This is a genomic window from Salinifilum aidingensis (genome assembly GCF_054782015.1).
Window position 1 is genome coordinate 179,259 of the sequence record NZ_BAAGTH010000001.1, and the last position, 16,782, is coordinate 196,040.

16 protein-coding genes are annotated in these 16,782 nt (G+C 73.1%); 5 read left to right on the forward strand and 11 right to left on the reverse strand.

The genetic code is table 11. The annotated features are described in order from the left end of the window. Positions 1 to 381: 381 nt before the first annotated feature. The 5 genes from ACYVJE_RS00870 to ACYVJE_RS00890 form a co-directional block, all read right to left on the reverse strand. Complete coding sequence (locus tag ACYVJE_RS00870) at positions 382 to 798, reverse strand: hypothetical protein (RefSeq protein WP_459158430.1); 417 nt, start codon at positions 796 to 798, stop codon at positions 382 to 384. Then, positions 795 to 1,694 (reverse strand): N-acetyl-1-D-myo-inositol-2-amino-2-deoxy-alpha-D-glucopyranoside deacetylase, encoded by a 900-nt coding sequence (mshB, locus tag ACYVJE_RS00875; RefSeq protein WP_461142814.1) that lies wholly within the window; start codon positions 1,692 to 1,694, stop codon positions 795 to 797. Before mshB ends, ACYVJE_RS00870 begins: the two co-directional genes overlap by 4 nt. A gap of 159 nt (positions 1,695 to 1,853) precedes the next feature. Then, positions 1,854 to 3,608 (reverse strand): ABC transporter family substrate-binding protein, encoded by a 1,755-nt coding sequence (locus tag ACYVJE_RS00880; RefSeq protein ID WP_461142815.1) that lies wholly within the window; start codon positions 3,606 to 3,608, stop codon positions 1,854 to 1,856. 337 nt (positions 3,609 to 3,945) lie between these two features. Then, on the reverse strand, positions 3,946 to 5,946 hold the full coding sequence (gene typA, locus ACYVJE_RS00885; RefSeq protein ID WP_461142816.1) for a translational GTPase TypA: 2,001 nt from the start codon (positions 5,944 to 5,946) through the stop codon (positions 3,946 to 3,948). Positions 5,947 to 6,311: 365 nt separating this feature from the next. Then, positions 6,312 to 6,620 (reverse strand): YciI family protein, encoded by a 309-nt coding sequence (locus tag ACYVJE_RS00890; RefSeq protein WP_459158426.1) that lies wholly within the window; start codon positions 6,618 to 6,620, stop codon positions 6,312 to 6,314. 135 nt (positions 6,621 to 6,755) lie between these two features. Here ACYVJE_RS00890 and ACYVJE_RS00895 point away from each other — a divergent pair, with 135 nt between their 5' ends. Together ACYVJE_RS00895 and trpS are read left to right on the forward strand one after the other, a co-directional pair. Further along, positions 6,756 to 7,181 (forward strand): hypothetical protein, encoded by a 426-nt coding sequence (locus ACYVJE_RS00895; protein WP_461142817.1) that lies wholly within the window; start codon positions 6,756 to 6,758, stop codon positions 7,179 to 7,181. A 158-nt stretch (positions 7,182 to 7,339) separates the two neighbouring features. Beyond that, the gene (trpS, locus tag ACYVJE_RS00900) at positions 7,340 to 8,503 is read left to right on the forward strand and encodes a tryptophan--tRNA ligase (RefSeq protein WP_461142818.1); all 1,164 of its coding nucleotides are present in this window, start codon (positions 7,340 to 7,342) and stop codon (positions 8,501 to 8,503) included. 119 nt (positions 8,504 to 8,622) lie between these two features. On the opposite strand, the gene ACYVJE_RS00905 is transcribed toward trpS, so the two are convergent. Next, the gene (locus tag ACYVJE_RS00905) at positions 8,623 to 9,492 is read right to left on the reverse strand and encodes a (deoxy)nucleoside triphosphate pyrophosphohydrolase (protein WP_461142819.1); all 870 of its coding nucleotides are present in this window, start codon (positions 9,490 to 9,492) and stop codon (positions 8,623 to 8,625) included. Between the two features lie 190 nt (positions 9,493 to 9,682). Between ACYVJE_RS00905 and ACYVJE_RS00910 the strand changes: the two genes are divergently transcribed. Continuing rightward, entirely contained in the window at positions 9,683 to 9,979 is a 297-nt protein-coding gene (locus tag ACYVJE_RS00910) for a 4a-hydroxytetrahydrobiopterin dehydratase (protein ID WP_459158424.1), read from the forward strand. 3 nt (positions 9,980 to 9,982) lie between these two features. Here the strand turns inward: ACYVJE_RS00910 and ACYVJE_RS00915 are convergent, their stop codons facing one another. Continuing rightward, positions 9,983 to 10,939 (reverse strand): FAD-dependent oxidoreductase, encoded by a 957-nt coding sequence (locus tag ACYVJE_RS00915; RefSeq protein ID WP_461142820.1) that lies wholly within the window; start codon positions 10,937 to 10,939, stop codon positions 9,983 to 9,985. A 477-nt stretch (positions 10,940 to 11,416) separates the two neighbouring features. Here ACYVJE_RS00915 and ACYVJE_RS00920 point away from each other — a divergent pair, with 477 nt between their 5' ends. After that, complete coding sequence (locus tag ACYVJE_RS00920) at positions 11,417 to 12,388, forward strand: zinc-binding dehydrogenase (RefSeq protein WP_461142821.1); 972 nt, start codon at positions 11,417 to 11,419, stop codon at positions 12,386 to 12,388. A 121-nt stretch (positions 12,389 to 12,509) separates the two neighbouring features. Here ACYVJE_RS00920 and ACYVJE_RS00925 read toward each other — a convergent pair whose 3' ends face one another. The 3 genes from ACYVJE_RS00925 to ACYVJE_RS00935 all read right to left on the reverse strand — a co-directional run bounded on the left by ACYVJE_RS00925 (position 12,510) and on the right by ACYVJE_RS00935 (position 14,393). Then, the gene (locus tag ACYVJE_RS00925; RefSeq protein WP_461142822.1) at positions 12,510 to 13,373 is read right to left on the reverse strand and encodes an AraC family transcriptional regulator; all 864 of its coding nucleotides are present in this window, start codon (positions 13,371 to 13,373) and stop codon (positions 12,510 to 12,512) included. 419 nt (positions 13,374 to 13,792) lie between these two features. Continuing rightward, on the reverse strand, positions 13,793 to 14,062 hold the full coding sequence (locus tag ACYVJE_RS00930) for a hypothetical protein (RefSeq protein WP_461142823.1): 270 nt from the start codon (positions 14,060 to 14,062) through the stop codon (positions 13,793 to 13,795). Between the two features lie 130 nt (positions 14,063 to 14,192). Continuing rightward, positions 14,193 to 14,393 (reverse strand): cold-shock protein, encoded by a 201-nt coding sequence (locus ACYVJE_RS00935; RefSeq protein WP_459158420.1) that lies wholly within the window; start codon positions 14,391 to 14,393, stop codon positions 14,193 to 14,195. A gap of 459 nt (positions 14,394 to 14,852) precedes the next feature. Between ACYVJE_RS00935 and ACYVJE_RS00940 the strand changes: the two genes are divergently transcribed. Beyond that, positions 14,853 to 15,266, forward strand: a complete 414-nt coding sequence (locus tag ACYVJE_RS00940) for a VOC family protein (RefSeq protein WP_461142824.1) — start codon at positions 14,853 to 14,855, stop codon at positions 15,264 to 15,266. Between the two features lie 451 nt (positions 15,267 to 15,717). Here the strand turns inward: ACYVJE_RS00940 and ACYVJE_RS00945 are convergent, their stop codons facing one another. Next, positions 15,718 to 16,374 (reverse strand): arsenate-mycothiol transferase ArsC, encoded by a 657-nt coding sequence (locus ACYVJE_RS00945; RefSeq protein WP_461142825.1) that lies wholly within the window; start codon positions 16,372 to 16,374, stop codon positions 15,718 to 15,720. Between the last annotated feature and the right edge of the window lie 408 nt (positions 16,375 to 16,782).

Genomic DNA, 16,782 nt, shown 5'->3' on the forward strand with positions numbered 1-16,782 from the left:
TCGCTCCTCGGGCCCGCGAGCTCGCAGCAGTCCCAGAGTGCGGAACGACATCGACTTCACCGGGCGACTCTATGCGGAGCGGGAAAACAGCGTAAACGATCGGGATCACAGCCCGGCGGCGCCCATGCCGTCCGCCCGCCGCACGTACCCGCCCGGCGGCGTGCGGCAAACCCGAGGTGCACCCCGGCGACGTGGGGATTCGCCGGCCGGCGGGCGCGCGCACCCGCCGCGCCCGCAGCCGCGGCGACATCCCGCGCAACCCGGACATGCCGTTCGCCACACCCGGTGTGCCCCGTTCGGCGGTCGCCCCGCCGCGCTCCACGGCGACGGCGCCTCCGCAGACGCACCCATCCGGGTGGTGGGAACTTTTCCCGGGCGCGGTCAGGGGCGGGGGCCGAACCGCACGCCGCGCTGGCCCCCGCCCCCGCGGGCGTTGGCCCGGGCGCCCTGCTCGCCCAGCGCCACGCCGAGCATCAACGCGCCGGACAGCGCGCCACCGCCGAGCAGCAGCAGCGTGCGCCAGTCCTGCAGCAGCACCGCATCCCCGCCGGGACCGACCATGCCGAGCACGAACACCGCGGCGAACCACGCCACGAGCGGTGCCGCGGACACCGCGCGGTGGTCCGACGTGCGGGAGGCGAGGCGCACCAGCAGCGGCGTGGTCACCACGGCCACCGCCGCGGTGATCGGGAACTGCACCGGACCGAGGTACAGCGGCAGGTACATCACCTCGAGCACGCCCAGCAGCACCGCGTCCAGCACGAGCAGCCCGGACAGCGCGCGGTCGGAGCGGCTCACCGCTCGCTCACCACCCCGAGGTCCAACCCGCCGAACAGGTCCGCCCCGCAGCCGGCGCCCTCCCCCGCGGCCAGCGCGAAGTGCTCGCGCCGCAGGACCGGCAGGCCGATGTCGTTCGACAGCGCGTAGGCGCGGGCGGCCGAACCGGCGGGGTCGTCCGGCCACACCTGCACCTGGGTGCGGTGGGCCCGCAGCGCTTCGGTCTTCGCCGCCAGCTGGTCGGAGACGTCCACGACCGTGGTGATCTCCTCGTCCGGCACGTGCGGCACCTCCTCCAGGTGCGGCAGCCGCCACGGCAACCCGTCCGCCCCGGCCAACGCGCTCAGCTCGGCGGCGAGCTCGTCCCGGGAGGTGACCGCGTGGAACACGCGCCGCACCTCCGGCACCCGGGCGGCCGCGGCCGTGGTCACGTGGTGCGCGCGCACGTGGTCGGGATGCCCGTAGCCACCGTCGTCGGCGTAGGTCACGACCACCTGCGGTCGCACCTCGCGCAGCACGTCTTCCAACTCGGCCACCTGCTCCTCCTGGTCACCGGTGGCGAACGCCCGCGGGTGCGCGCTCGGCAGCGCCGCGGCCCGGCCCGGGCCCTCCCAGCGCATCCCCGAGTCCCGCCAGCGGCCGGTACCGCCGAGGAACCGGTGGTCGTGCACCCCCAGCGCCGAGCAGGCCGCCCGCAGCTCCCCCACCCGGTAACCGCCGAGCTGGTCGGCCCGGTCCGCCGCGAGGGTCCGCAGGCCCGCCGGGATGACCTCGCCCTCCTCGCCGAGCGTGCAGGTCACCAGCGTCACGTGCACCCCGCGCGCGGCGCAGCGGGCGATCGCGCCCCCGGTCATCAGCGTCTCGTCGTCGGGGTGGGCGTGGACCAGCAGCAGGCGCGGAACATCTGCGAACGTCACCCGCCCAGGGTAGGTGAGTCCGCGGATCGGCTGGTTCAGGGAGTCCGCGGATCGGCTGTTGAGGGCGGGGGGATGGGGGTAGCTGGGAGGGACCTCCGGCGAGGCCTCGCTGCGGGACCCCCCGACATCGGGTAGCCGCCCGCCCGGTCGCACCGGAGCTCACCAGCCGTCGTGGTCCATCGGGCTGCCGCGCCACTCGCCGGCGGTGGAGAACGGGCCGGCGAAGCCGTTGCCCGGGCCGACGCCCTCGGTGTCCCGGCGCACGGCCACCACCTGCGCGTCCTGGTACAGCGGCAGCGACACCGCCTCGGCCCACACCTCGCCCTCGACCGCGCGCGAGGCCCGCCAGGGGTCGACCCGGCCCGCCAGCGCGGCGTCGATCCGCGGCTGCAGCAGCGGATCGCAGAAGCCCGTCGGGTTGAACGGCACCGGCTGGTCCGAACCGGGCACGGTGCCCGCGCAGCCGAACGAGGAGGCCAGCATGGCCGCGGGATCGCCTCCCGCGGCGCGCGGCGCCACCGCCATGTCCACGGCCGACTCGCCGGAGGACTCCTGCTGCAGCGGGTTCGCCGAGAGCATCGACCCGTACAGCTCGTCACCGGTGGGGGTGACCACGGTGGCCCCGATGCCGAGCTCGCGCAGCTGCCGGGCGGCCTCCTCGGCCACGTCGCGGTAGCTCTGCCGCTCGAACGGGGCGGCGATGGTCAGCGTCAGCCGCTCGCCGCCGCGCGTCCACCGCCCCCCGGACTCGGTGTAGCCGGCCTCGCGCAGCAGCTGGCGGACGCGCTGCGGATCCGGCTTCGAGCGGATCGCGGGCGGTTCGGTGGGCCGGTAGCTCGGCTCGGAGGGCGCACGCACCTGGGCGTGCGCGGTCAGGCCCTGGGCGGGGCCGCCGCCGGTGCCCGCGGTGACGAGCCGCTGCCGGTCCAGCCCGGCGAGCACGGCGCGGCGCACCGGCGTGTCGGCCAGGGCCGGGCTGTCCGGCCGCAGCAGCATCTGCAGCGTCTGCGGCCGCGGCACCGTGCGCACGTCCACCTTGTCCCCGAGGGAGCGCAGCGTGTCCAGCGTGCGCTTGTCGCTGTCGAACACGGCCAGGTGCGAATCACCGCTGCGCAGGGCTTCCACCTGCAGGGGGGTGTCCACGGCGCGCAGCGTCAGGCGGTCGGCGCGCGCCGGCGGTCCCCAGTAGCGGTCGTTGCGCTCCAGCGAGACCTCGCCGCGGTCCAGGTCGACCTGCCGGATGGCGAACGGTCCCCCGGAAGCGGGGTATCCGTTGTCGAGGACCGTGTTCCAGCCGCGCGGTGCGTCCCGCATCAGGTGCGCGGGCAGCAGGTGGTCGAACAGGGAGCGCCAGCCCTGGAACGGCTGGGTGAACGTCACGTCGACGACCTTGCCCCCGTGCGAGGAGGACACGTCGTCGATGAGCTGGTACCCGGCGGGGTTGGCCACGCCGGCCTGGGTGCTCATCTGCTCGGCGAGGTAGACGAAGTCCTCGGCGGCGATCGGCGCGCCGTCGGACCAGCTGGCCTCCCGCTTGATCCGGTAGCGCACGGTGAACTTCTCCGCGCCCGGGACCGGCTCGGCCGACTCCATCAGCGTCGTGTTCAGCGCGGGCGCGCCGTCCTTCCCCGGCACGAACACCGAGGGCAGCATGAGGTTGGCCAGCGCCGAGGTGGACGGGGACATGTCGGCGAGGGTGTGCGGGTTGAAACCGCCCTCGAAGTCGTCCACCCCGACGACGACCTCGGTGGGCATGGGCTGCGTGGTCGGCACGTCCGAGGAGGGCGGCGGCGGGGTGGTCTCGTTCGGGTCCGCCAGCGGCGGCGGTGGCGCGTTGGTGCAGGCTGCCACCAGTCCGACCGCGCTCACCAGCACCGGGAGCGCGACGCGTCGGCGGCGGTGCCCCTGCTGCACGCCGAACCTCCCCTCGGTCGACACCCGCGGCGGAACCCCGCGAGGCTCCTATCGTTACGTGCCGGCCCGCGCGCCCGGACATCGGGGCCCCGGCACCGGGCCTGCCCGGGGACCGGGCAGACCGGAACCGGCGGCCGCGCCGGACGGGCGGGGCGTCCGCACACGAGTCCCGAGCCCGGTGCGCGGCCCCGCACACCGGGTGGCAGGCGGGTCCGCGCTCGCGGCAGGGCGGGGCAGTCCGCGGACGGCCGGCGCGGCGAGTCGGGCGGGGAACGTCCGACTCCCCCGGCCGCCCGCCCCGGACAGCGGAGATCGGGCGGCCACGCGCGGCGGGCCGTCAGCCGCGGGACTTGGCGCGGGAGCGCTCGCGGGCGCGGGCGCCCCCCTCGAGGGTGTTCTTGCGCACCCGGACGGCCTTCGGTCCCGCTTCCACGCACTCGTCGCCGCCGCAGAACTCGAGGGCCTCCTCCAGGCTCAGCGTGCGCGGCCGCGCGAGCCGCTCCAGCTCCTCGGCTCCGGCCGAGCGCATGTTGGTGAGCTTCTTCTCCTTGGTGACGTTGAGGTCGAGGTCCTCGTTGCGCGGGCTCTCGCCCACGACCATGCCCTCGTAGACCTCGTCACCCGGGGAGACGAAGAACGTGCCGCGGTCGGCCAGCTGCATCAGCGCGTACGTCGTGACCGGCCCGGACCGGTCGGCCACCAGCGAACCGGAGTGGCGCGTGTGCAGATCCCCCGCCCACGGGAAGTAGCCCTCGAAGACCTGGTTGGCGATACCGCCGCCGCGGGTCTCGGTGAGGAAGTCGGTGCGGAAGCCGATGAGCCCGCGGGAGGGCACCAGGTAGTCGAGCTTGATGCGCCCGGTGCCGTGGCCGGACATGGTCTCCATCTTGCCCTTGCGCCCGGCCAGCAGCTGGGTGACGTTGCCGAGGTGTTCCTCGGGCACGTCGACGCTGAGCCGCTCGAAGGGCTCGTGCAGCTTGCCGTCGACGTGCTTGGTGACCACGTCCGGCTTGCCGATGGTGAGCTCGAAGCCCTCGCGGCGCATCGTCTCCACCAGCACGGCCAGGGCGAGCTCGCCGCGGCCCTGCACCTCCCACACGTCGGGGCGCTCGGTGTCCTCGACGCGCATGCTCACGTTGCCGATGAGCTCCTGGTCGAGCCGGGACTTCACCTGGCGCGCGGTGAGCTTGGTGCCGCCGTTGCGGCCGGCCATCGGCGAGGTGTTCACACCGAAGGTCATGGAGATGGCGGGCTCGTCGACGGTGATCCGCGGCAGCGGCTGCGGGTCCTCCGGATCGGCGAGCGTGTCACCGATGGTGATCTCCGGGATGCCCGCGATGGCGACGAGATCGCCCGCGGAGGCCTCCTCGGCGGGGACGCGCTCCAGCCCGTCGTTCTTCAGCAGCTCGGTCAGGCGGACCCGCTGGGCGCTGCCGTCGGCGCGGCACCAGGCCACGTTCTGCCCCTTGCGGAGCGTGCCCGCGTGGATCCGGCACAGCGCGATCCGGCCGAGGAACGGCGAGGCGTCCAGGTTGGTCACCAGCGCCCGCGTGGGGGCCTCGAGGTCGACCGTCGGCGCGGGGACGTTCCGCAGCAGCAGGTCGAACAGCACGTCGAGGTTCTCGTCCTCGGGCACCTCCCCGTCGGTGGGGCGGGTGAGGCTGGCGCGGCCGGCGCGGGCGGAGGCGTAGACGACGGGCATGTCGAGGACGGCCTCCTCGTCGATCCCGCCGTCCTCCATCTCGGCGGCCAGTTCGGTGGCCAGCTCGAGCAGCAGGTCGTGGACCTCCTCGACGACCTCGGCGCTGCGGGCCTCGGCGCGGTCGACCTTGTTCACGACCAGCTGCACCGGCAGCTTCGCCGCCAGTGCTTTGCGCAGCACGAACCGGGTCTGCGGCAGCGGCCCCTCGCTGGCGTCCACCAGCAGCAGCACGCCGTCCACCATGCTCAGGGCGCGTTCCACCTCGCCGCCGAAGTCGGCGTGGCCGGGGGTGTCGACGACGTTGATCGTCACCGGCCCGCCCTCGGTCTGCCGGTGGATGGCCGTGTTCTTCGCCAGGATCGTGATGCCCTTTTCCCGCTCCAGATCGTTCGAGTCCATGATCCGGTCGACGGGCTCGGTGCGCTCGGAGAACACACCGGATTGACGCAGCATCGCGTCCACCAGAGTGGTCTTGCCGTGGTCAACGTGCGCCACGAGGGCGACGTTGCGCAGGTCGGGGCGCGCGGTCACCGACCTGGTTGGGGCGCTGAGGCTGCTGGACACGCGGTTACTCCTGCTCCTTCTACGCGGAAAGCTGCCGACCGGGAGTTCGTTTCCGTGCCACGAGGTCGGCATGCGCTCTACCCAGGGTAGTCCAGCAGCTGCGGCCAGCGGCGCGCACGTGCCCGGTGCAACACCGGTGGCGCCGGCAGGCGCTCCTCGCCCCGGCTCCTGCCCGCGCGCAGGAGCCCGCGCGGGGTCGTGCTGCTGGGGGCTCGGCGCGCTCACCGCGGCCCGCGCGCGGGAACCGGAGGGAATTCTTCGCCGCCCGCGCAGTTCCGCGGCCGCACCGGAATCGCACCGCTCGGGGAATGCGCGTTCCGGAACACCGCTTCCGGAACGCGGTGCCGGATGATCCGACCTCGGCGCCGCCGGGGCGGATACCTCGACGTCACCGGGACCTCGGCGTCACCGGGGCCGGATCATGCGGACCAGGTCGGTCACTGGCTCGACGAACGCACCGAATCAGCGTAATTGGCGAGTTCGGGGATGGTGTGCCGGACCTCGAACGGGATGACCTCGTAGCGGGCCAGCTTGTGCAGGACGAACGGGTCCGTCGCCAGGAGCGCGTCCAACCTCCCGCGGGACATCGCGCGCGCGATGATCACCACGCCGTCCTCCGACTCGCGGGTTCCGGCGCAGATGAAATCCCCCGCCTCGTAATGCTGGTTGACCCATTCGTGGTGCTCGACCAACCGCTCGTCGACGCGGGTTTTCGGTGCGGTGAAATGCAGCAAGACCACGTACATCCTCCCAATGTAACGCCGCCCGCCCGGTGCCGCCGATCACCTGCGCGCAGGAACGGCTGGTGCGCACCCACCGGAGCGCCCGCAGCACGGCCGCAACCCGATGCCAGCCGGTCCTGGCGCACGACCATCCCATCAATGTGCGTTTTGCACGTGCCCGGTGAGATGGCCGCGAGCGAGCTGGGGCCGGTGACCGCACGCGCGGAGCACGCCGGCGAGACCACGTACCTGACCAAGCACGGACACCGCGCCGCTGCCGTGGTCCCGGCCGAGGACGCGGAACTGCTCGAGGCCCTCGAGGAGCTCGTCGACACCGAAGCCGTGCACCAAGCCCTGGAAGCGCACGCGGCCGGGGACAACGAGCGGGTGCCGTTCGTGCGCCGGACGGCGCGGTCATCGACCGCGGGGTATCAGGTCGAACTGCTCAAACAGGCGGAGGAGTTCCTCGACGAGCTCTCCACGCAACAACCGCGCGATGCACGAGCGCTCGAAGGCGCCATCGAAACCCCGGCCGCTTCGCCGACTCGGCCGCTGAACACGAGGACGCCGATCACCGACGTGTAGGATCACCGACGTGCGCGCACTTCAGCACGGATCCTGGTGGGCCGCCGCGGGGCGGCCCCGAGTGCGCGTGCGCTGACGCACCTGATCACCGGCCGCCACCGGGCGGCCGGTCGCAGCGACGTCGTTCCCGGTGGTGGCACGGCCACCGAGGAGGAACGATGCACTCCACCGCGCACACCGCGGACCTCGAGCACCCCGAACCGTCGGTTGAGCACCCACCGGCGGGGCACCCACCGGCAGGGCACCCATCGGCGGGGCGTCCGGACGGCGACCGCTCCCCGCGCACGCTCCTGTCCGCGATCACCCCCTCCGGGCACGTCCAGCTCGGCAACCACCTCGGCGCCGTGCGCCGCTGGGTCGCCGGCCAGCAGGCCGACCGCGAGCGGAGCTCGGGGGGAACGGCGCAGCAGGACGCGCACCTGTACTTCGTCTCCGACCTGCACGCCATGACCACCCCGCACAGCCCGGAGCGGTTGCGCACCCTCACCCGGGAGCAGCTCGCCGTGGTGCTCGCGGCCGGGCTCGCCCCGGAAACCGTGTTCGTGCAGTCCGACCTGGCCTGCGAGCTCGGCGCGCTGAACTGGGTGCTCGAATGCACGTGCACCCACGGCGAGGCCGCGCGCATGGTGCAGTTCAAGGAGAAGAGCACCGGTGCCGAGGCGGTGCGCCTCGGGCTGCTCACCTACCCCGTGCTCATGGCCGCCGACATCCTCGCGCAGGGGGCCACGCACGTGCCGGTGGGCGCCGACCAGCAGCAGCACGTCGAACTGGCGCGCACCCTGGCCCGCCGGTTCAACCACGCCCACGGGGCCGCCTTCGCCGTGCCCGAGCCGGTGACGCCGCTCGTGGGAGCCCGGGTGCGCGATCTCGCCGACCCCGACCGCAAGATGGCCAAGTCGACGCAGCAGTCAGCCGGGGTGGTGTTCGTGCTCGACGAGCCGGACGCGATCCGGCGGAAGTTCCGCCGCGCCGTCACCGACGACCGCGGCGCGGTGCGCTACGCGCCGGAGCAGCAGCCCGGGGTCGCGAACCTGCTGGAGGTCCTCGGGGCCTGCCAGGACCGCAGCCCGTACGCGGCGGCCTCCGGGATCGATTCGTACGCGCAGCTCAAGGAGGCCGCCGCCGAGGCGGTCGTGGAGACCCTGCGACCGGTGCGCTCGCGGGCCCGCGAGCTGCTGGACGACCCCGGCGAGCTGGCGCGCGTCCGCGCCCGCGGGGCCGAGCGGGCGCGGGAGCGGATGCGCCCGCGTCTGGACGCGGCGCTGCGGCTGGCCGGGCTGGGTGGGCTGGGCGGGCTGGGTGGGCTGGGCGGGCTGGACTGAAGGGAGCCCGCCCCGGGCGGCACCGGTGCGCACCGAGCCGGCCGGGGTCCGCACTGGCCGGCGAGCGGCCGCGGCGCCGCACGCGCACGAGACGTCGCCCCGGCGGCGCTGCGCGGTCCCTACCGGGTGCTGTCCGCGCCGAGCAGCCCCGCGAGCGCGGGCAGCACCAGCCGGTCGGCCTCCAGCCAGTCCACGCTCGACAGCTCCGGCGCGGGCAGCCACCGCAGTGCGCGGTGCTCCACGGGGCGCGGGTCGGCGCCGTCCTCGACGAGCTCCGCGGCGTGCATCCGCAGCAGCATCCCGTTCGGCAGCGGGACGTCGGTGCCCACCCGCGCGACGGGGCGCACGGTGACGTCGAGCTCCTCGGAGCACTCGCGCACCACCGCGTCGTGCTCGCTCTCGCCCGGTTCGACGCGCCCGCCGGGGAGCTCCCAGCGCCCGGCGTGCCGTGCCGGACGGCGGCGCTGCTGCGCCAGCAGGAGTCCACTGCGGACGATGGCCGCGCCCACCACCACCGGACGTCCCGCCCAGGTCTCGGCGAGGTCGCGCACCACAGCCAGCCGCGCTTCGAGCACGCGGCGCACGAACCGGCGCACCACCGCGTCCGCCGGCCCCCTCTCCAGCGCACGCGCGGCCGCGCCGCCGAGCAGCTGCCAGGACGCGGTTTCGGTGAGCACCGCGCCCCCGGCCCCCTCGCTCACGGTCGAGTCGTGCCGCAGCTCGCGCGGCCGCGGACCGAGCCCCGCGGAGCGGAGCCCGCCTGCGCCTGCCTCGGTGATCCGGGTGCTCATCGGCACGCGCACGCCGCACGCGTGCACGCGGAAGTCGAGCACGTCCCCCGGCAGCAGCAGTTCGCCCGCTCCGGTGCGCGCCCGGCCGCGCACGCCCACCCCAGTGAGGGCCCGCTCGGCCGTGCGCGTGTGGCGCAGCGCCGCGGCCACCGTCGTGGCGGGCGCGTCGATCACCCCGGTCATCCGCTGTTCCGGCACGGGCACCCATGGTGCCCCGCCGCACCCGCGCCACCGCGGCGGCCTCTCCCGACCCCGCACTGAATCGGTCAACGCAATTTTCATGAAAATTGGAAAATCTGGAACCGTTCCAGAGTGGCTCCCGGAGTCCTCAGCGCGCCCGGCCGCGTCGGCTCGCATCGCACGGGGCCGCTGCGCGAGGATGGCGCACATGGTCGAATTGCTGAGCGAGGAGCGGATCACCGAATCCCTCGAACACCTCCCGGAGTGGAAGCGCGAAGGCGAAAGCATCTCGCGCACCGTCGAGTTCCCGTCCTTCACCCAGGCCATCCAGGCGGTCAACCGGATCGCGGAGATCGCCGAGTCCGAGGACCATCACCCGGACGTGGACATCCGCCACACGGTCGTCCGCTTCGCGTGCACCACGCACTTCCTCGGTGGCCTCACGGAGAACGACTTCTCGCTGGCGCGGGAGATCAACGGAGTCGTGGAGCAGCTGCTCGGCTGAGCCTCACCGCTCTACCAGCTCCGCGGCGGCGCGGGCGCACCCCCAGGAGAGGGCGACGCCGGAGCCGCCGTGGCCGTAGTTGTGCACGATCCGCGCCCCCGCGTAGTCCTCGGCCTCCACGCGCACCCGCGGGCGCGCGGGGCGCAGTCCCACCCGCTCCTCGAGCTGGCGCGCGCGGCTCAACCGCGGCTCCACCCGGGCGCACCGGGCCATGATCCGCTCGCTGAGCTCGTGGTCGGGCGCGGTCGACCACTCGTGCTCGGCGGCGATCCCGCCGAGCACGACGCGGTCCGCGTGCGGCATGATCGAGACGAACTCGGTCTCCCGGGCGATCTCGAGCAGGAACTCCTCGACGCCCGGGTTCTCCACGACCACCTGCTGCCCCCAGACGGGCACGACCGAGGGATCGCCGAACATGCGGGCGCCGATGCCGGCGCAGTTGACCACCCGGTCCGACTCGGCGGCCGCGTCCGCGAGCACCGGCACTTCCGAGCGCAGCAGTTCACCCCCGGCGCCGCGGAAGCGGCGCACCAGGTAGTCGAGGTAGCGCAGCATGTCCACCAGCGGGAACGTGCCGTGGTAACCGCTGAGGAACGGCGCGGGCAGCTCGTTCGCGGTGCAGCGGCGCAGGTTGGGCACGAGTTCCGCTTCCCGCGGCAGCCCCACGCTCAGGTCGAAGCGGGCGGCGATGCGCCCGCCGGCCAGGTGCACCCCGGTCTCGGGGTCCTCGGCGAGGCGGACCAGTTCGGCGTGCGTGCGGGAGACCCACTCGACGACGCGCTCGCGCGGTTCCAGCATCGCCGGCGCCCACATCGCCGCGGCGGCGGCCGAGGCCGTCTCGGCGGGCGGCTCCGAGGTGCGGATGCGCACCGGCCATCCGGCTTCGGCGAGCACGATGCCGGTGGTCAGCCCCATGACCCCGGCTCCGATCACGAGCACCGGCGCGCGCACCTCAGCCACGCTCCGCACCGTATCAGGCGGGCGGACCGCGTTCCCGCTCTCGAGCGTGCGAACCGCATTCCCGCGTTCGAGAAGGCGGACCGCGTTCCCGCGTTCGAGAAGGCGGACCGCGTTCCCGCGTACGAGCGGGCGCAGCAGTCACGTGTCGGGCGCGCTCCCGTCACCCCGGGGCAGCGGCGGGGTTTCACCCGGAGTGCACGGCGCGCACCGACCCGAACCGCGTTTCCCCTTCCTGACCAGGGAAGGGAACATTTCTCGTGAGGTTCAAACCCTCCTTTCGGGTGAGATCCGCGGCAGATCTGCTTGCGCTGAGCACGGATCACCGCCCATGCCGCCGATCCCGCGCACCGCAGAAGTTCCGGCCACGGGCAGGAGGAGCCAGGACGTCCGGCGAACGCGCGGCGGGCGTTGACTTCGAGTTCACTCGAACCTCTAGGTTGCGCGCACGCGTTTCCGACGACGAGGAGTTCAGCTGCTATGCGTGCGATCCAGGTGCGGGAGTTCGGCGGCCCCGACGTCATGGCGGTCGAGGAGGTCCCCGACCCCGCGGCGGGTCCGGGCCAGGTGGTTCTGCGAACGGCGGCCGCGGACGTCATCTACCTCGACACGCTGCTGCGGTCGGGCTGGGGAGGTGAGCACTTCCCGCTCGAACCGCCCTACGTTCCCGGTGGTGGCGGTGTCGGCAGGGTGCTGGCCACCGGCGAGGGCGTGGATCCTGACTGGCGCGGCCGCCGCGCGCTGGCCCGCGCCGCGACCGGTTACGCCGAGCGGATCGTCGCCGATGTCGACGACTGCGTCGCGGTTCCGGACGCGGTGACCGATGCGGACGCGGCCGCAGCGCTGCACGACGGCGTCACCGCGCTGAACCTGTCGACCACCGCCGAGCTCGGCGCGGGCCGGTCGGTCCTCGTGGCGGCTGCGACCGGGGGCGCGGGCACCTGGTTGGTGCAGCTCGCGCGCGCCGCGGGCGCGCACGTCATCGCGGCGGCCCGCGGTGAGCGCAAGCTCGCGCTGGCGCGGGAGCTGGGCGCGCACCGCGCGGTGGACTACTCCGCGGAAGGCTGGACCGAACGCGTGCGGGAAGCGGCCGGCGGTTCCGGTGTCGACCTGGCCTTCGACGGGGCGGGCGGCCGCCTCGGACGCGAGGCGTTCGAAGCGGTGCGCCCGGGCGGGGAGTTCGTCACCTACGGTTCCGCCGGCGGCGAATTCGCCGACATCGACGAGCAGCGGGCCGAGCTCAGGAACATCTCCGCGACCAACGCCCTCGCCTCCGGATCCCCCGGGCAAGCGGTGGTCCGCGACCTGCTCGCACGCGCACTCGCCCTCGTCGAGCAGGGGCGGATCAAACCGGTCATCGCGGCGAGCTACCCGCTCGACCGCGCCCGCGAAGCGCACCGCTCGCTCACCGAACGCACCACGATCGGCAGGCCCGTGCTCGAGATCGGGTGACGTGCCCGCGAACGCGGTGGCCGGGTGCCCGGGAGTCCCGCGGTACCCGCACGACCGCGGCCGAGCTCGGCGCGGGCCGGTCGGTCCTCGTGGCGGCTGCGACCGGGCTCCGCGAAGCGTCCTACCCCTCGTGCTCGACCGGGATCCACAGCTCGCAGCTCATCCGGGACCCGTCCTCGGACAGTTCGGTCGACAGCACCGCCGGCCCCGGTGCGCTGCGGTACGGGTTCGACGGGAACCACTCGGTGTAGATGTCGCGCCACAGGTACTGCGCGGCCTCGGGCGCCTCTCCCGAAGCCGTGAACACCGCCCAGGTTCCCGCGGGGACCTCCCACGTGTCGGTGCCGCGCGGTGCTTCGGCGGTGGAGGCGACGCCGTGCAGGTAGTGCACCCGAGCGCCCTCCTCGCGGGACTCGTCGAGCGCTTCCACCGCGGCCACGACGCCGCGCGGTTCCTGATCGGACAGTTTCACCAGCCGCTCGACCTCATCGGACCCGATGCTCCGGACGAACTCGTCGATCGATTCGTTCGGTCCCACGTGGATGATCGGAACGACGGTGCTGTGACCGATGATCCGGAAATCCCCTCGTTCTGCGATGCGGTAGTCCATCGACGCGCTCCCTTCGACGGTGAGGTGGAACATCATGCGCGGTTGGGAGCGGAGAACCGCACCGGTCCGCCTCGCCTCGGCCGGTCCGACGCCGTGCATCGCGCGGAACGCCCGGGCGAACGCCTCGCCGGAGGTGTAGCCGCAGCTGATCGCGATGTCGAGCAGCGGCTCGACGCCGGCGAGCACGCGTCCGGCGGCCAGCGTCAGCCGCCGCCTGCGCACGTACTCCGACAGCGGAATCCCCGCGAGCGCCGAGAACATCCTGCGGAAGTGGTATTCCGAGGTGCGCGCGGTGCGCGCCAGCCGTCCCACGTCGAGCTCCTCGCCGAGGTGCTGTTCGATCTGGGCCATCGCCTCGTTGAAGCGGTCGAGCATGCCGGGTCTCCCTCCCGACTTCGAACGTAGGGCAGCGCCCCGCCCGCGCACCCGACGATCCGTGCCCGGACGAGTCGGGTGACGCGTGCCACGGGCTGCGTGCGCCGCGCCGCTGCGGGCTGCCGTCGATTCTGCCCGGCACGCGGTCGGGCGGTCGTCGGCGCCGGGCGGGGAGTCCGGACTCGGCGCGGGTGCTCGTGCGCTGCGGCAGCGGTCCGGTGCGCGGAGGGATGAGCGCGGCGGAACGCGGGGTGAGGAACCGATCGCGGCCGTCGAGCGGAGTTCGCCGCCCTCGGCGCGAGAGTGCGCGCTGCGACTTGGAGCGGTCCTGCTGACCGGGCGGACGCGGCCGTCCCGCACGCGGTCGGAGTGCTGCTGTTCACCGGCGCGCGGGAACGAGCTCCTGCGCGGTGCGCTCGTCAGCGCTCGTCGGCGAGTTCGCCGTCAGCGGGAGCGGGGATGAAGGGCGAACGGAGGTGGTGCGCGGAAGCAGCGCTGTCCCCGGTCGACGGCGGGGTGGGCGCCGGCTGTTCGCTGGTGCCCGTCTCGGGTGCGACGAAGTGCACCGGCGGTGCCGTGTCGACCGCGCGCGTCCGGTCGTGGTGCCGGTGCGACGTCTCGGGCGCGGCAGGGCCGCTCTGCCGGTGACCGGCGGGCGGACCGCGGTGGCGGAATGTCGAAGTACTCATGCAACTCCTTTCGAGGGCACGCTCCTGCGGTCAGCGGACGTGCCGGATGCGGGAGCACCCCGTGGCTTCCGCTCGAACGAGTCGCGTTCGAACGAGCACCACGGGGTGCGAGCGCGGACCGGAGTCCCGATCAGACGCGCACGGTGGAGGCCTGCGGGCCCTTGGGCCCTTCGGTGACCTCGTAGCTCACGGCCTGGTTCTCGCTCAGCTCGCGGAAGCCCGAGGCGTCGATGGCGGAGTAGTGGACGAACACGTCCGGACCGCCGTCGTCGGGGGCGATGAAGCCGAAGCCCTTTTCCGCGCTGAACCACTTCACGGTTCCCTGGATCATGACTGTCTCCTTCGGGGAGCTGGGGTATGACGGACGACCACACGGCGTGGCAGCCCGGGCCGGAGGGATCTCAGACGGCAGCCAGCTCCAGTTTCACCAAAGACAGCAGCTCGCCCGCATCGACATCCTGCGAGCGTGCGCGAAACACGAACCAGAACTAACAACGACCACCACGAACGGTACACCCCGCGCGCTCGTCCGACAAACACGCGGTGCCGCGCGCCGGGGTGTCCCCGCGCACCGCGGCGCGCGGACCGGTGGTGGACGCCGCCGGCCCGCCCGGACAGCACGTGCCACGACCGCGCCGGGGCGACCGCGCCCGCCGGTGCCCGCCGACCCGGCAGGACCGGCGGTCGAACGTCCTCGACCCTGTTCCGGTCGGAAGGGTGATCCCGCCGGCGGCGCCGCGAGCACCGAGGTCGTCTTGATCCCACGGCTCCCGTGGATGAGGCTGGCGGAATGCCCAGTCGCATCGCAGTTCTCGCCATCGACGCCGCTGACCCCCGCGCCGTCGCCGACTTCTGGTGCCAAGTGCTCGATTGGCGGATCGTTGAGGAGTCCGCCGAAGGAGTTATCGGGATCGCACCGCTGAACGGTGCGTGGCCACACATCGACGTTGCTCCGGTCCCTGAGCACAAGGCAGGCAAGAACCGCCTCCACCTCGACCTGCGTGCTGATGGCGTCACCACGGCGGATGAGCTCGAGCGCCTGATCGGGCTGGGAGCTCAGCGCGTGGATGTTGGGCAGGCACCCGACGTGTCCTGGGTGGTGCTCGCCGACCCGGAGGGCAACGAGTTCTGCCTGCTCCACCGGTCCGTGCACGACGTCGAGCAGGAAGAACGGCATGCCGACGCTGCTGGTGCTGTCGGGTGACCCCGAGCCGTAGAGCCCTGGCGCGCCACAGATCCAGCCAGCGGCCTGAGTACGCTCCACTCCGTGGATGAGCGCTCCGAACCATGCGCACCCGGGCCGGAAGACCCGGGTGCGCACGCAGATACCCCGTCGCAGTCGCAGGGTTCACCGGAGAGGGCCCCGTTCGCCCCGGAGCCCCACATGCGCGAGGACTTCGTTGGTGAGTTCCTTCCCACCGTCCTCCGTGGAGTTCGGGGGTGAGGGTGGCGGAGCGCGGCGAGTGCGGCATTCCAGCGGACGCGGCGATCAGGAGACCCCGGCCTCACGCGTCCACTCTGCACCCGAAGGGCCGTGCACGGTGGCCGGTGGGCCGGCCTCCCCTGCAGCACGGGGGTTCCGGCCCGCTCGTGCCGCCCGCACCGGCCGGTGCAACTGCTCAGCTCCGAGCGCTCCTCCGAGAACCGCGGACCTGCTAGACCAGTTCGGCGAGCAGTCCGGTGACCCGGCGGTCGATGTCGTTCCTGATGCCGCGCACTTCCTCGATCGGCTTTCCGGCCGGGTCCTCGACCTCCCAGTCGAGGTAACGCTTTCCGGGGTAGAGCGGGAGGGTGTCGCCACGGCCCGTCGTGACGACCACGTCGGCCGCCGCGGCCGCCCGAGGTCCCAGTGGTTCCGGCCCCTCCCGCTGCAGCTCCACGCCGAATTCCGCCATCGCTTCTCGAGCTGCTGGACCGATCGTCCCAGCAGGCGCAGAGCCGGCCAAGCGCACGTTCACGCGGCTTCGCGCGCGATGTTGCAACATCTCAGCAGCCATCTGGGAACGCCCCGCGTCGCGCACGCAGACGAACAGCACTTCGGGAGGTGAGGACAAGGGGTCTTTCGCGCACTCGACGACCGAGGAGAGGTACTCGTGGGCGGAGCGCGTCGCGAGCGTGACGAGGTGGGTGTGCACCCGGGTGGTCTCGCGGAGATCGGCGTGGGCCGCGGAGAGGACGGCACGAATCGTTTCCCGGGCGAAGAATCCCTGGAATTCGAAGTGCAGATCGTCGGCGGCCCGGTCGAGGAGTTCGGGAACGTCCGCGGTGGACGGCGGGCACCGCCCGGCGTCGTGGTGGGAGTGCGTGGACATGGCATCCGCCTGTGGATCGGTACGTGGTGGTTGCTCGATCGGGACTGGGGCGCTCATGCGCGGTGCGGCGAGCGAGCGCGGGCGGCGGGCCACCTGCCGTGCGCAGGGGTGGTGCGTGGAACGTGCGGATGCCCTTCTGCTGAGCCCCCCTCGCGCAGAATCCGCGGTGATGGGTGCCCGCGCCCACGGGGGCGAGCAATTGCGACTCCCGGCAGGTGGTCGCCGGAAATCCCTCTCCGCGGAAAAGCGGAAATCGCCCTTCCACGTGGCAGGAAATGCTCCGCTGTTCCTCGGGTTCCGGTTGGTTGTTCGATCAACAACATGCGTTGATGCAAGCACTGGCACGCACGATGGTCAACCTGGGGGAAACGTGGTCTGAGCTACCCCTGCTCCGGAGCCGCGCACGGC

What these genes read in the sequence shown, in the direction of transcription:
- typA (WP_461142816.1), bottom strand. Translation starts at nt 5,946, where the DNA reads ATGCCGACCTCGTGGCACGGAAACGAACTCCCGGTCGGCAGCTTTCCG.
- ACYVJE_RS00890 (WP_459158426.1), bottom strand. Translation starts at nt 6,620, where the DNA reads ATGTACGTGGTCTTGCTGCATTTCACCGCACCGAAAACCCGCGTCGAC.
- ACYVJE_RS00895 (WP_461142817.1), top strand. Translation starts at nt 6,756, where the DNA reads ATGTGCGTTTTGCACGTGCCCGGTGAGATGGCCGCGAGCGAGCTGGGG.
- trpS (WP_461142818.1), top strand. Translation starts at nt 7,340, where the DNA reads ATGCACTCCACCGCGCACACCGCGGACCTCGAGCACCCCGAACCGTCG.
- ACYVJE_RS00910 (WP_459158424.1), top strand. Translation starts at nt 9,683, where the DNA reads ATGGTCGAATTGCTGAGCGAGGAGCGGATCACCGAATCCCTCGAACAC.
- ACYVJE_RS00920 (WP_461142821.1), top strand. Translation starts at nt 11,417, where the DNA reads ATGCGTGCGATCCAGGTGCGGGAGTTCGGCGGCCCCGACGTCATGGCG.
- ACYVJE_RS00925 (WP_461142822.1), bottom strand. Translation starts at nt 13,373, where the DNA reads ATGCTCGACCGCTTCAACGAGGCGATGGCCCAGATCGAACAGCACCTC.
- ACYVJE_RS00930 (WP_461142823.1), bottom strand. Translation starts at nt 14,062, where the DNA reads ATGAGTACTTCGACATTCCGCCACCGCGGTCCGCCCGCCGGTCACCGG.
- ACYVJE_RS00935 (WP_459158420.1), bottom strand. Translation starts at nt 14,393, where the DNA reads ATGATCCAGGGAACCGTGAAGTGGTTCAGCGCGGAAAAGGGCTTCGGC.
- ACYVJE_RS00940 (WP_461142824.1), top strand. Translation starts at nt 14,853, where the DNA reads ATGCCCAGTCGCATCGCAGTTCTCGCCATCGACGCCGCTGACCCCCGC.
- ACYVJE_RS00945 (WP_461142825.1), bottom strand. Translation starts at nt 16,374, where the DNA reads ATGTCCACGCACTCCCACCACGACGCCGGGCGGTGCCCGCCGTCCACC.